This window comes from Mesorhizobium sp. M2C.T.Ca.TU.002.02.1.1 (genome assembly GCF_003997225.1).
On record NZ_RZTO01000057.1, the window covers coordinates 1 to 14048 of the forward strand.

Genomic DNA, 14048 nt, shown 5'->3' on the forward strand with positions numbered 1-14048 from the left:
GAGCAGGAGATGCGCCTTGAAGATCGGATTGACGTCGGCGACATAGGCCGCGGCCGCCGGCTGCAAGGTGAGAATGCCCTGCGCCCAGTTCATGAATTTCACCATCTCGTGGCCGTCCATGTGGCCGAGCGAGACGAAGATCGTTGAGAGGCCAAGCGTGAGCTGAACCCAGAGCAGCAGCAAAATCGCGATGTCGCCGGGGGCGGACGTGTTGCGGATGCGGGCATCGAACAGTCGCCGATGGGCAAGAAGCGCGATGCCGATGAAGCAGGCGACACCGGCGATGCCGCCGGCGGTGATGGCAAGGCCCTGCTTGAAGCTGTGCGAGACACCGAGCGCATCGAAGACCCAGATCGGCGTCAGCAGGCCGACGAAATGGCCGCCGAAGATCACCAGGATGCCCACATGGAACAGGTTGGAGCCCCAGCGGAGCTGGCGCCGCCGCAAGAGCTGGGAAGAACCCGTCTTCCAGGTATACTGCTCACGATCGAAGCGGATCAGGCTGCCGAGCAGGAAGATGGTCAGGCAGAAATAGGGATACCAGCCAAAGAGCGCGTGATTGATCGTGTCGGACATGGCTTGCCTCCATCAGGCCGCATTGTTGCGCGCGTCGCGATTGGCGGCGCGCATCTGGATTCTCAACCGGTCGACGGAACAGCCGTCCGTCGCATTTCCGGGACCGAATGCGACGGCGGTCTCTTCCCAGGCGGCGTCGATGGCCGCCAGGTCGTCGGGCTCGTCGATGTCGGCGGCGCCCACGACCGTGCCGGGCTTGCTGGCAAGCGAGCATATCGCCGTGAACACGGCGGCATAGCCTCCGTTGCGTTTGGCGAGCCGCTCCTCCAGCAGCGAGAAGATGTGAGCCGCTTCATTGAGCAGGCCGCGCGCCTCTTCGAGCGGACGAGCGGAAAGGAACTCCAGGAAAAGCGGGATGAAGTCGGGCAATTCGTTCGCCGCGACGACAAGCCCGCCGTTCCGGTAGTGTTCGGCGAGATCGACCATCGCCTGGCCGCGATCGCGGCTCTCGCCGTGGATATGTTCGAAGAGATGCAGCGAGTGACGGCGCGTCTTGTCGAACAACTCGACATAGCGCTCCTGGAGATCGTAGAGATCGAGGGTGGCCAGGTCGGCCAGCAAGGGCTGCAGCTGCTTGCCTGCTTCGCCCGACACCAATCCCTCGGCCGCGATCGCCGCGGCGATTTCCGGGGTCGCCGCGCAAAGCTCCTCGCTCGGGTAGGAAAGCAGCGCCGAGAGCGCCTTGAAGGTCCTGTTCGAATGCGGCGCAGTCATCACGCGATCTCCATCGGGTTTGTCGGCCGCTTGGTCTGCTTGGTGCCGAAGAGGTTGGTCTCCGTGGAACCGCCCGAGCAGCCATTGCCGAAGGAGAAGCCGCAAGAGCCACGCAGGTCCTGCGCGTCCTCGCTCCACTCGCGGTGCGATGTCGGGATGACGAAACGGTCCTCGTAGTTGGCGATCGCCATCACCTTGTACATTTCGTCGATGGCCGCACCCGTCAGGCCGACGCGCGCCGCGATCTGCTCGTCGAGGCGGCCGTCGATCGTCTTTGCCCGCATGTAGCTTCGCATCGCCAGCATGCGCTCGAGCGCGAGAGCCACGGGCTCCTCATTGCCCGCCGTCAGCAGATTGGCGAGATATTGGAGCGGGATGCGCAGGCTGCGCACGTCGGGCATGTCGCCGTCCAAGCCCATCTTGCCGGCGGCCGCCGCCGACTGGATGGGCGAGAGCGGCGGCACGTACCAGACCATCGGCAGGGTGCGGTACTCCGGGTGGAGCGGAAAGGCGATCTTCCACTCCATCGCCATCTTCCAGATCGGCGACAATTTGGCCGCCTCCAGCCAGTTGTCGGGAATCCCGTCGGCGCGGGCCTGGGCGATGACGGCCGGATCGTTCGGATCGAGGAAGACGTCGAGCTGCGCCTGATAGAGGTCCTTCTCATCGGGAGTGCTGGCAGCCGCCTCGATACGGTCGGCGTCGTAAAGGATCACGCCGAGGTAGCGGATACGCCCGACGCAGGTTTCCGAACAGACCGTCGGCTGGCCCGCCTCGATGCGCGGAAAGCAGAAGATGCACTTCTCCGATTTGCCCGACGACCAGTTGTAGTAGATCTTCTTGTAGGGGCAGCCGGAGACGCACATGCGCCAGCCGCGGCACTTGTCCTGATCGATCAGGACGATACCGTCCTCCTCGCGCTTGTAGATGGCGCCCGACGGGCACACCGCCGCGCAGGCCGGGTTGAGGCAGTGCTCGCACAGGCGCGGCAGATACATCATGAAGGTGTTTTCGAACTGGCCGTAGATGTCCTTCTGGACGCCCTCGAAGTTCACGTCCTTCGACCGCTTCTCGAATTCGCCGCCGAGGATCTCCTCCCAGTTCGGTCCCCATTCGATCTTTTCCATCCGCTCGCCGGTGATGGCCGAGCGCGGACGGGCCGTGGGGAAGGCCTTCGATTCCTTCGCCGTGTGCAGATGCTGGTAGTCGAAGGTGAACGGCTCGTAGTAGTCGTCGATCTCCGGCAGATCAGGATTCGCGAAGATGTTGGCGAGGATACGCCACTTGGCGCCGATCTTCGGCTCGATCTTGCCGTTCTTCTTGCGCCGCCAGCCGCCGTTCCATTTCTGCTGGTTCTCCCACTCCTTGGGATAACCAACGCCGGGCTTGGTCTCGACATTGTTGAACCATGCGTATTCGACGCCTTCCCGGTTGGTCCAGACGTTCTTGCAGGTGACCGAGCAGGTGTGGCACCCGATGCATTTGTCGAGGTTCAGCACCATCGCGATCTGAGCGCGGATCTTCATTCTGCGGCCTCCTTGGCAGTATGGTCTTGCAGGGGTTCCTCGAGCCAGTCGACGGCCGCCATCTTGCGGACGACGATGAACTCGTCGCGGTTGGAGCCTACGGTTCCGTAGTAGTTGAAGCCGTAGGCTTGATGGACGTAGCCGCCGATCATGTGCGTCGGCTTGAGCACGGTGCGCGTCACCGAATTGTGGATGCCGCCGCGGTTGCCGGTCAGCTCGGAGCCCGGCGTGTTCACGATCTTCTCCTGCGCGTGATACATCAGCATCATGCCCTGCTTGACGCGCTGGGAGACGACGGCGCGGGCTGTCAGCGCTCCGTTGGCGTTGAAGACCTCGACCCAGTCGTTGTCGACGATGTCCGCGGCCTTGGCGTCGGTCTCCGAAATCCACACGACCGGACCGCCGCGATTGAGCGTCAGCATCAGGAGATTGTCGGTATAGGTGGAGTGGATGCCCCATTTCTGGTGGGGCGTGATGAAGTTGAGGACGATTTCCTTGTTGCCGTTGGGTCTCAGTCCCTTGACGGCGGGAATCGTCTTCAGGTCGACCGGCGGCTTCCACGTGACGAAGCCTTCGCCGAAGGCCCGCATCCACAGATGATCCTGATAGAGCTGCTGGCGCCCGGTCAGGGTGCGCCACGGGATCAGTTCGTGGACGTTCGTGTAGCCGGCATTGTAGCAGACCTTCTCGCTCTCGATGCCGGACCAGGTCGGCGAGGAGATGATCTTGCGCGGCTGGGCCTGAATGTCGCGGAAGCGGATCTTCTCGTCTTCCTTCGGGATGGCGAGATGGGCGTGGTCGCGGCCGGTCGCCTTGGAAAGCGCCTCCCAGGCCTTGACCGCGACCTCGCCATTGGTTTCGGGCGCGAGCATCAGGATGACTTCTGTGGCGTCGATGTCGGTCTCGATCCTCGGCAGCCCCTTGGCGGGGCCGGCGGCCTGGACGCCGTTGAGCGCGCCGAGCGCCGCGATTTCATGCTCCGTCTTCCAGCTGATGCCCTTGCCGCCATTGCCGATCTCGGTCATCAGCGGGCCGAGCGCGGTAAAGCGGGCGTAAAGGTTCGGATAGTCGCGCGTGACGACGCTCACCGCCGGCATCGTCCTGCCCGGGATCGGCTCGATCTCGCCGCGCTTCCAGTCGGCGACGTCGAAGGGCTGGGCGATCTCGCCGGGCGTGTCGTGCTGGATGGGGATGAGGACGACGTCCTTCTCCACGCCCAGCACCTCCGGTGCGACATCGGAAAAGGCCCTGGCAAGACCCTTGTAGATATCCCAGTCCGAGCGCGCTTCCCAGGCCGGATCCACCGCCGCCGACAGCGGATGGATGAAGGGATGCATGTCGGACGTGTTGAGATCGTTCTTCTCGTACCAGGTCGCGGTCGGCAGCACGATGTCGGAGTAGACGCAGGTCGTCGACATGCGGAAGTCCAGCGTGACCAGGAGGTCGAGCTTTCCCTGCGGCGCCTCGTCGTGCCAGACGACTTCCTTGTTGCGCACCTTGCCTTCGGCGCCGAGATCCTTGCCCATGACCCCGTGCCTGGTGCCGAGCAGGTGCTTGAGGAAGTATTCGTGGCCCTTGCCGGAAGAACCGAGGATGTTGGAGCGCCAGACGAACATGTTGCGCGGCCAGTTGGCCGGATCGTCCGGGTCCTCGCAGGCGAGGTCGAGCTCACCGGACTTCAGCGCCCCCGCCACATAGTCCTTGACCTCGAGGCCGGCCGCCGAAGCGCGCTTGGCGATGTCGAGCGGATTCTGCTTCAGCTGCGGCGCGGAAGGCAGCCAGCCCATGCGCTCGGCGCGGACGTTGTAGTCGATGAAGCTCTGGCTCCAGTCCCCTTCGGGCGCCGTCGGCGATAGGATCTCCTCAGCCGTCAGGGTCTCATATCGCCATTGGTCGGTGTGTGCGTAGAAGAAGGACGTCGAGTTCTGGTGGCGCGGCGGGCGCGACCAGTCGAGCGCGAAGGCGAGCGGCGTCCAGCCGGTCTGCGGGCGCAGCTTTTCCTGGCCGACATAATGCGACCAGCCGCCGCCAGACTGACCGATGGCGCCGCAGAACACCAGGAGGTTGATGATCCCCCGGTAGTTCATGTCCATGTGGTACCAGTGATTGAGACCGGCGCCCAGGATCACCATCGAGCGCCCGTTGGTCTTTTCGGCATTGGTGGCGAACTCGCGCGCCACGGTGACGATGGCGTCGCGCTTGACCCCGGTGACGCGCTCGGCCCAGGCGGGCGTGAACGGCACGTCGTCGTCATAGGAAGCGGCGACATTGGCGCCGCCGAAGCCGCGGTCGAGGCCGTAATTGGCCATGAGCAGGTCGTAGGCCGTCGCCACCTTCACCGGCCCGTCGACGGTCTTGATGGTGCGGACCGGGATATTCCGGGTCAGGATCTCGCCATGCTCGGTGGCCACGAAATGCTCGCTGGCGCGGCCGCCGAAATACGGGAAGTCGACGGCCGCGATGTCGGCTCCGTCGCCGGCAAGGGTGAGCTTCAGCCGAACATCCCTCCCCTTGCCGTCCTTTTCCTCGAGGTTCCACTTGCCTTGCTCGCCCCAGCGGTAGCCGGCCGATCCGAGCGGCGCGACCAGCGCGTCCGTCGCCTCGTCGATGGCGACCGTCTTCCATTGCGGGTTGTTCTTCTCGCCGAGGGCTCCCCTGATCTCGGAAGCGCGCAGCATGCGCTCCGGGACGAGCCTGCCGTCGCGCTCGGCAAGCCGCACCAGGAAGGGCATGTCGGTGTAGCGCCGGGCGTAGTCGTCGAAATACGCCACGCTGCGATCGAGGTGGTATTCGCGCAGGATGACGTGGCCCATGGCGAGCGCCAGCGCGGCGTCGGTTCCCTGCTTCGGATTGAGCCAGATGTCGGCGAACTTCGTCGCCTCGGCATAATCCGGCGAGACGACCGCGCTCTTGGTACCCTTGTAGCGCACCTCGGTGTAGAAATGCGCGTCGGGCGTGCGCGTCTGCGGCACGTTGGAGCCCCAGACGATGATGAAGCCGGCATTGTACCAGTCGGCGCTTTCCGGCACGTCGGTCTGCTCGCCCCAGGTCTGCGGGCTTGCCGGCGGCAGGTCGCAATACCAGTCGTAGAACGACATGCACACGCCGCCGAGCAGCGACAGATAGCGCGAGCCCGCTGCGTAGGAGACCATCGACATGGCGGGGATCGGCGAGAAGCCGATGATGCGGTCCGGGCCATGCTTGCGGGCGGTGTAGGCATTGGCGGCCGCAACGAGCTCGTTCACCTCGTCCCAGGTGGCGCGCACGAAGCCGCCATGGCCGCGGATCGAGATGTAGGATTGGCGCTTCTCCGCATCCTCGACGATCGAGGCCCAGGCCGCGACGGGCGTCATCTTGGCGCGGGCGGCCCGCCATAGCTTCAACAGCCTGCCACGGATCATCGGGTATTTCACCCGGGCGCCGGAATAGAGATACCAGCTGTAGGAGGCGCCGCGCGCGCAGCCGCGAGGCTCGTGATTGGGCAGATCGGGCCGCGTGCGCGGATAGTCGGTCTGCTGCGTCTCCCAGGTGACGATGCCGCCCTTGACGTAGATCTTCCACGAGCAGGAGCCGGTGCAGTTCACACCGTGGGTGGAGCGCACGATCTTGTCGTGCTGCCAGCGCTTGCGGTAGCCGTCTTCCCAGGAGCGGTCCTCATTGGTCACGATCCCGTGGCCGTCGGAGAAGCTGTCGACGGTCTTGCGGAAGAAGGTTAGCCGGTCGAGAAAATGCGACATTGGTTTTTCCCTGGTTATTCGGCTGCGGCCGGATGGACGGGCGCGCCGCGCTTGGCGCGCTCGATGTCGTGGAGAAGGCCGCCTTTGCGGGTGTAGACAGCCCAGGTGATGGCAAGGCAGCTCACGTAGAACAGAAGGAACGCCCACAACGCGGCGTTCGGCGAGCCCGTGAGCGCGATCGAGGTGCCGTAGCTCTTGGGGATGAAGAAGGCGCCGAAGGCCGCGATCGCCGAGGTGAAGCCGGTGATGGCGGCGGATTCTTTCTCCGCCTGCTGGCGACGCGCTTCCGCGTTGGCCTTCGGCAACAAGCGGCCCATCTCCTTGGCCATGATCACCGGGATCATCTGGAAAGTGGAGGCGTTGCCGACGCCGGTGGCGAAGAACAGGAGCAGGAAGGAAGCGAAGAAGCCCATGAACGCGCCCGGCTGATCCTTGATGCCGATGAACCACAAGACCCCGGCAACGCCTGCGATCATCAGAACGAAGGCCCAGAAGGTGACGCGCGCGCCGCCGTATCTGTCCGCAAGCCAGCCGGAGCCCGAGCGCGAGAGGGCGCCGACGAGCGGGCCGAGAAAGGCGAACTGGAGCGCGTTGACGTCCGGAAACAGCATCTTCGTGAGCAGCGGGAAGCCCGCCGAATAGCCGATGAAGGATCCGAAAGTGCCGGTGTAAAGCCAGCACATGATCCAGTTGTGGCGGCGCTGGAAGATCACGGCCTGCTCCGCAAAGGACGCCTTGGCCGAAGCGATGTCGTTCATGCCGAACCAGCTCGCGAAGGCCGAGACTATGATGAACGGGACGAAGACGAAGCCGGCGTTCTGCAGCCAGAGCGGCGCGTCGCCGGCCGGTCCCTTGACCATGGCCGGATCGCCGCCGAGCCAGCCGAAAATCCCGGTGGTGATCGCCAGCGGTACGACGAACTGGACGACGCTGACGCCGAGATTGCCGAGGCCGGCGTTGAGCGCAAGCGCATTTCCCTTCTCCGCCTTCGGGAAGAAGAAGGAGATGTTGGCCATGGAGGAGGCGAAGTTGCCCCCGCCGAAGCCGCACAGCAGCGCCAGGATCAGCAGCACGACATAGGGCGTGTCGGGGTTCTGCACGGCATAGCCGATGCCGACCGCCGGGATGATGAGCGACCAGGTGGTAAGCGTCGTCCAGAGCCTGCCGCCGAAGATCGGCACCATGAAGGAATAGAAGATGCGCAGCGTCGCCCCGGAGATCCCGGGCAGAGCGGCGAGCCAGAAAAGCTGGTCCGTGGTGAAGGTGAAGCCGACGAGCGGAAGCTTGGCGACGACGACCGACCATACCTGCCAGATGGCGAAGGAAAGCAGCAGCGCCGGGATCGAAAGCCACAAATTGCGCTTGGCGATGCGGCGGCCGGTTTCGGCCCAGAAAGTCTTGTCCTCGGGACGCCAGTCCGTAAGGGCGCCGCCCGTCCGGGTCTTTGCCACCGGCTCCGGCATTTGCTGCATTTCCGGGAAGGGCGGCAGCTTGGCAAGGGCCTCGCCGACTGTTCCGCGCTCCATCTGGCGGATGGCCATGTGCATCCACAGCAGCGCGCCCGAGACCAGCAGGAAGAGCGCCATGAAGCAGCTCGTCCAGAGGCCGGTCAGGTCGAGCAGCAGGCCGAACAGGATCGGCAGCACGAAGCCGCCGAGGCCGCCGATCATGCCGACGAGTCCGCCGACCGAACCGACATGGTTGGGATAGTAGACCGGGATGTGCTTGTAGACGGCGGCCTTGCCGAGCGCCATGAAGAAGCCGAGCACGAAGATCGTGACGATGAAACCGAAAAGGCCCATCTCGATGTGGAAGGAGGTCGTCGTGCCGTTGACGCCGTGAACGATGTAGTCGGTCGGCGGATAAGACAGGACAAAGGTCGTCACGACCGACACGAAGAAGGTCCAATAGAGCACGCGGCGGGCGCCGAAGCTGTCCGAAAGATGTCCGCCATAGGCACGGAACAGGCTCGCCGGCACCGAGAAGAAGGCTGCGATCATGCCGGCCGTCTTGATGTCGAGGCCGTAGACATTGATGAGATATTGCGGCAGCCAGAGCGCGAGCGCGACAAAGGCGCCGAAGACGAAGAAATAGTAGAGCGCGAAACGCCAGATCTGGACGTTCTTCAGAGGTTCGAGCTCGAGCCAGGCGCTTTTCGGCTTGATGCCGGAACGCCGGCGTTCGACGATGACCGGGTCGTCAGCCGTCGTGAGCCAAAAGATGATGGCCATGACGACGAGGGCCGCCGCCCAGACCTGGGCAACCGCCTGCCATCCGAAGGCGACGAGCACGAAGGGGGCGAGGAATTTGGTGACCGCGGCGCCGACATTGCCCGCGCCGAAGATTCCCAGCGCCGTGCCCTGCCTTTGCGGCGGAAACCAGCGCGACACATAGGCGACACCGACCGAAAAGGAACCGCCGGCGATGCCGACGCCGAGGGCCGCAACCAGCATCTGCGGATAGGTGTGGGCGTAGGACAGCAGGAAAGTCGCTACCGCGGCGGCCAGCATGTTCATCGTGAAGACGATCCGGCCGCCGTAGCGGTCGGTCCAGATGCCAAGCGCGACCCTTATCAGGGAGCCCGTCAGGATCGGCGTGCCGACGAGCAGGCCGAACTGCGTCTCGGTGAGGCCGAGTTCCTGGCGAATGCGAATGCCTATAATGGAGAAGATGGTCCAGACCGCGAAGCAGACCGTAAATGCGGCCGTGCTTGCACCCAGGATTTGACCGGACTTCGCATTGACAGTCGGTTTGATCACCGGCAGCCCCTTCGACAGTTGCTCTCAAGGATCGGACTCTCGTCCGCTCAAGGACAAAATGGCTAAGCCGGCATCGCCCGGCATTGATCTAAATCAAGGCACGGCGTGACATTTGTCACAGACGATACGGCGATGGCCGGAAGGCCTGAAATTGGAGAAGAAATTTTTGCTGGATGAAATGACACATGGCGACGTGGCGCCCGAAGAATTGCCGCTGTTTCGGGGGCTAGCCGCATCCCGACGGGACGAGCTGCTGCGGCATGCCGTGGTGCACAGCGTGTCGCCAGGCACGGTTCTGTTCGAACAAGGCGAAGTGCCGAATTTCCAACTGGTGGTGCTGGCGGGATCCGCGCAATTGTTCGGACGATCGGCCGAAGGTCGTGAAGTCTTGATCGAGGCTGTCAGGGCTCCGGATCTCATCATCCCCGCCGCCGTTCTGACCGATGCGCCCTATCTCATGCAGGCACGGGTGCCTGAGCCTTCACGGCTCTTGTTGATTCATGCGGCGGCATTTCGCGCGGCCGTCGATGCGGACCCTTTGCTGGCGCACGCCGTGATCGGAAGCCTCGCGCACCAATTCCGGCGCATGGTCCGTCAGATCAAGAACCTCAAGTTGAGGACGGCGACCCAGCGTGTCGGATGTTATCTCCTGGCGCTGTCGAAACGGCAGGGCACGCCGGACCGGGCCGTTCTGCCGTTCGAGAAGACGCTCATCGCCTCGGAGCTCGGCATCACGCGCGAATCATTTTCGCGTGCATTGTCGAGCCTGGGACAATCGGGCATCAGGGTCGACGGCCAGACGATCGCAATCCTCGATGCGCGCCGCCTTGCCGCAGCATGCACGCCCGACCCGCTCATCGACGGAGCGGACGCCGAGGACTCTGCAATCTGATGGGGCAATCTGACTGGCCTTTACGGCTGGCCCGCCGTCATCGCAAATGTCGAGAGCGCCGCTGGTCGGACTATCGGCCTTGCCCAGCGAACGGATTCGGTTGACCCAGATCAACGCCAGCAGGTCGATCTGGCGATCTCTTCGGCTGTCGCCGGCCGTGGAGCGATTTGCGATCGCCGCTTCGCAGCTCCTCGTTCCCGGTCGATGGTGTTGCGGTCAAAGAGATGACGATCGGAAGCAGTGGCTCGAACCCGGCGCGGCGGGACCTGAATCTGGCGGATATGTCACCAGCCTATTTCGCGCTGGTCATGGCCACCGGCATCGTGTCTCTCGCGGCCTCCATGATGGAGCATCCGAACCTCGCGCTCGCCTTGTTCGTTCTCAACATCGGGCAATATGCCGTCCTGTGGCTGCTCTACGCTTTGCGGGCCTGGCGTTATCCCCGACGGTTCTTCGGCGACATGGTCGCTCATCTTGCCGGACCCGGCTATTTCACGACGGTGGCCGGCACCGGCATCCTGGCCAGCCAGTTCATGATCCTGCGTGAGAACATCGCCGCGGGCGCGGCCTTGTGGGCTCTGGCCGTCGTTCTGTGGGTCTGCCTGACCTACACGATCTTCACGGCCTTCACCGTCAGGCGCGAAAAACCCACGCTCGACAAGGGCATCAACGGCGGCTGGCTGCTGGCGGTGGTCGCGACACAGGCCCTGTCCGTGTCCACCGCGCTGCTTGCCGCGCGCATCGACCAGCCCTATCGGCTCGAGCTCAATCTGATGGCTTTGTCGATGTGGCTGTGGGGTGGCATGCTCTACATCTGGATGATGTCGCTGATCTTCTACCGCTATGCGTTCTTTCGCTTTTCGCCCGGCGATCTGGCGCCGCCCTATTGGATCAACATGGGCGCGATGGCAATTTCGACGCTGGCCGGATCCTTGCTGATACTGAACGCGCCGCACGCGCCGTACCTGATGTCCCTGCTGCCCTTCCTGAAGGGGTTCACGGTCTTCTACTGGGCGACCGGAACCTGGTGGATACCCATGCTGCTTCTGCTGGGGATCTGGCGCTATGGCTACGAGCGTTTCCCGTTCGAATATGACCCATTGTATTGGGGAGCGGTATTTCCGCTCGGCATGTACGCCGCCTGCACCTGGCAGATGGATCGCGCCATGGAATTCGGCTTTCTGTCGGCCCTGCCCCATGCGTTCCTCTACATCGCCCTGGCGGCGTGGACGGTGACGTTCGTCGGCATGGTGCGTTCATTGGCGCGCGGCTTGCCGCTGCACGCACGGGGATAACCTTGTGGCCGGGAGAACGCGACACTCGAGAAAATGTCGCGCTCTTTGCGCCAGCGCAAAGAGCCAATCGATCCGGCGAATAAGTAGACAAACAGGATCATGTTATCGACTTGCCGATCCGGAACAGGTCGAGACCCGTTTCAACACCGTCCGGAGATACCCGCTGGAGGCACAGGTCCGTGCCTCGGGAGCAAGGAGGCCGGTATGCCACGTCAGTCGATTTTGTTTTCATCCATCGTGGCCCTGCTCGCCGGCGCATCGGGCGCCTGCGCGATGGAATATCCCATCGGCAAGCCTCAACCCATGAACGGTATGGAAATCGGCGCGGTGTATCTGCAGCCGATCGAGATGGAGCCGGCTCACATGATGAAACCGGCCGCCGAATCCGACATTCATCTCGAGGCCGATATCCATGCGATGCGCGGCAATGCCAATGGCTTTGCCGAAGGCGATTGGATCCCCAACCTCAAGATCGAATATCTGCTGACCCGGCTCGACAACAATCAGCAGACCGGCGGTGTCTTGATGCCCATGGTCGCCAGCGACGGTCCGCACTATGGCGACAATTTGAAGCTGATGGGACCGGGCAAATACAGCCTGAGCTACACGATTTCCTTTGAGGGATCCGGCGCTCTCCCACAGTTCGGACGGCATGTCGACAAGGAGACGGGCGTCGCGGCCTGGCCCGAACCCTTCCGGGTCGAATACGAATTCACCTTCGCCGGCGTGGGCAAAAAGGGCGGCTACTAGCAAGGACCGGTTTCACGCAGATCCCTCGTCTCGTGTCGGCCCCGCAACGCAAAGGAAAAAGCGATGGATAGGGCTTCGATCGGCCCGGCGATTGTTGCCGGAGCCTGCCTGCTGGCGACCATCGCGGTCGCGGACGACAGTCCCACCTTCGTGGTCGACCTCAAGGATGGAGCGATCACGCCGCCGTCTCTCGAAGTGCCGGCCAACGCCCAGTTCACTTTGGAACTTCGCAACAGTGGGTCCAGCCCTGCGGAGTTCGAAAGCATTGAGCTACGCAAGGAGAAGGTGCTGGGGCCTGGGGCGAATTCGTTTATCGTGATCCGACGCCTCGATCCCGGCGAGTACCGGTTCTTCGACGATTTTCACCCCGGCATGCCGCCTGCCACGCTTATCGCCAGAGAGCCGCAGGCTCGATGACTGCACTGTTCGGACAGGTCGCCTTCGTGGTCTGGCGAGAAAGCACCGAAGCAATTCTGGTCGTCGGCATCCTCCAGGGATGGCTGGCGCATCACGCGGGCGCCAGAGCGGCAACAGCGCGATATTTCCTGTGGACCGGCGTCGCCGCCGGACTGGGCGGAGCCCTTCTGCTGGCCGGCGTCATCCTGTTCCTGGAGAGCCTGCTCGACGGAGAGCGCGCGGACTATTTCCAGATCGGCATGGCCGCGCTCGCCGCGTTGCTCATACTGCAGATGGTGGTCTGGATGCACCGGCAAGGCAGAGGGCTCAAACAGGATCTCGAGCGCGGCGCCGAGCGAGCCTTGACCGCCGGCAATTGGGTGGGACTGTTCCTGTTGGTGGCAATCGCCGTGATGCGGGAAGGCAGCGAGACCGTCGTTTTCCTCTACGGCCTCCTGGCATCCGCCGGGCGCACGACACTTCTCGGAACACTGGCGGCCGTCGCCGCCGGACTCGCCTTCGCCGCCGCGTCCTACTGGCTGATCCATATTGCCGCCAAACGCTTTCCCTGGAAAGTCTTCTTCCGGGTGAGCGAGGTCCTGCTGTTGTTTCTGGCGGGGTCGCTTTTGATGACCGCGCTCGACCGCGCCATCGGGTTGGAGCTGGTCCCGCCGCTGTCCGGGGCAGTTTGGGACACGTCCTGGCTCCTTGACGATACGGGCAGGCTGGGAGGCCTGGTTGCCAGCATGACCGGCTATCGTGCCCGTCCTGAACTCGCAACCATCCTGGCCTATGCAATCTACTGGATTGCCGTGCTGGCGCTGCTGCGTTCACCGCGCCTGCATCGCATGCAACCCTCCCCATGACGATAACGATCGTTCCGCCGCACGCCCCTTCCGTTCAACCCGACGATGTCTGGCGCAGGATCGGCGATTGGCTCCAACGCCACCAGACGACCATTCGGATGGCGCAATGGACGATGGTGCTCGTCTACGGCGTTCTGCTGATCGTGCCCGTCTTCCTGCCGCTTCCTGACCGCGCGGCCTATCTGTGGACCAATTTCACGCGCTTCGCCCAATTCATCTTCTGGGGTATCTGGTGGCCGCTCGTGCTCTTGAGCACCGCGCTGGTCGGGCGGATATGGTGCGGCATCTTCTGCCCCGAAGGCGCGATAAGCGAATTCGCCAGCGGCCGCGGGCGCGGCAGGGCTATACCGCGCTGGCTGATGTGGCCAGGTTGGCCCACCGTCGCATTCGCCTGCACGACGCTCTACGGCCAGATGACGAGCGTTTATCAGTATCCTCGTCCGACGCTGCTTATCCTCGGCGGCTCGACTTTTGCCGCCGCGCTGATCGGCTTTCTCTACGGGCGCAACAAGCGCGTGTGGTGCCGCTATCTTTGCC

Annotated in this window: 11 protein-coding genes; 6 read left to right on the top strand and 5 right to left on the bottom strand. The window is 63.6% G+C overall.

What is annotated here, in order from left to right; all coding sequences use genetic code 11:
• From narI to EOD07_RS05190, 5 genes are all read right to left on the bottom strand, one after another.
• The coding region (gene narI, locus EOD07_RS05170; protein ID WP_127234222.1) for a respiratory nitrate reductase subunit gamma at positions 1–576 on the bottom strand (576 nt) is incomplete at its 3' end.
• A 12-nt stretch (positions 577–588) separates the two neighbouring features.
• Positions 589–1290: a nitrate reductase molybdenum cofactor assembly chaperone gene (gene narJ / locus EOD07_RS05175; RefSeq protein ID WP_127234223.1), complete on the bottom strand. Its 702-nt coding sequence runs from the start codon at positions 1288–1290 to the stop codon at positions 589–591.
• Positions 1290–2816 carry a nitrate reductase subunit beta gene (gene narH / locus EOD07_RS05180; RefSeq protein WP_127234224.1) on the bottom strand — a complete coding sequence of 509 codons (1527 nt, stop codon included), beginning with the start codon at positions 2814–2816 and terminating at the stop codon, positions 1290–1292. The genes narJ and narH overlap by 1 nt, the downstream gene beginning before the upstream one ends.
• Positions 2813–6553 (bottom strand): nitrate reductase subunit alpha, encoded by a 3741-nt coding sequence (locus EOD07_RS05185; RefSeq protein ID WP_127234225.1) that lies wholly within the window; start codon positions 6551–6553, stop codon positions 2813–2815. Before EOD07_RS05185 ends, narH begins: the two co-directional genes overlap by 4 nt.
• A 14-nt stretch (positions 6554–6567) precedes the next feature.
• Entirely contained in the window at positions 6568–9309 is a 2742-nt protein-coding gene (locus EOD07_RS05190; RefSeq protein ID WP_127234230.1) for an MFS transporter, read from the bottom strand.
• Between the two features lie 154 nt (positions 9310–9463).
• Between EOD07_RS05190 and EOD07_RS05195 the strand changes: the two genes are divergently transcribed.
• The 6 genes from EOD07_RS05195 to EOD07_RS05220 all read left to right on the top strand — a co-directional run.
• On the top strand, positions 9464–10204 hold the full coding sequence (locus EOD07_RS05195; protein ID WP_245469860.1) for a helix-turn-helix domain-containing protein: 741 nt from the start codon (positions 9464–9466) through the stop codon (positions 10202–10204).
• 224 nt (positions 10205–10428) lie between these two features.
• Positions 10429–11499 carry a tellurite resistance/C4-dicarboxylate transporter family protein gene (locus EOD07_RS05200; protein WP_127234226.1) on the top strand — a complete coding sequence of 357 codons (1071 nt, stop codon included), beginning with the start codon at positions 10429–10431 and terminating at the stop codon, positions 11497–11499.
• 204 nt (positions 11500–11703) lie between these two features.
• Positions 11704–12249, top strand: coding sequence for an iron transporter (locus EOD07_RS05205; RefSeq protein ID WP_127234232.1), 546 nt, complete (start codon positions 11704–11706; stop codon positions 12247–12249).
• Positions 12250–12312: 63 nt separating this feature from the next.
• On the top strand, positions 12313–12666 hold the full coding sequence (locus EOD07_RS05210) for a cupredoxin domain-containing protein (protein WP_127234227.1): 354 nt from the start codon (positions 12313–12315) through the stop codon (positions 12664–12666).
• The gene (locus tag EOD07_RS05215; protein WP_127234228.1) at positions 12663–13511 is read left to right on the top strand and encodes an FTR1 family protein; all 849 of its coding nucleotides are present in this window, start codon (positions 12663–12665) and stop codon (positions 13509–13511) included. The genes EOD07_RS05210 and EOD07_RS05215 overlap by 4 nt, the downstream gene beginning before the upstream one ends.
• The coding region (locus EOD07_RS05220; RefSeq protein WP_127234229.1) for a 4Fe-4S binding protein at positions 13508–14048 on the top strand (541 nt) is incomplete at its 3' end. The genes EOD07_RS05215 and EOD07_RS05220, both read left to right, overlap by 4 nt.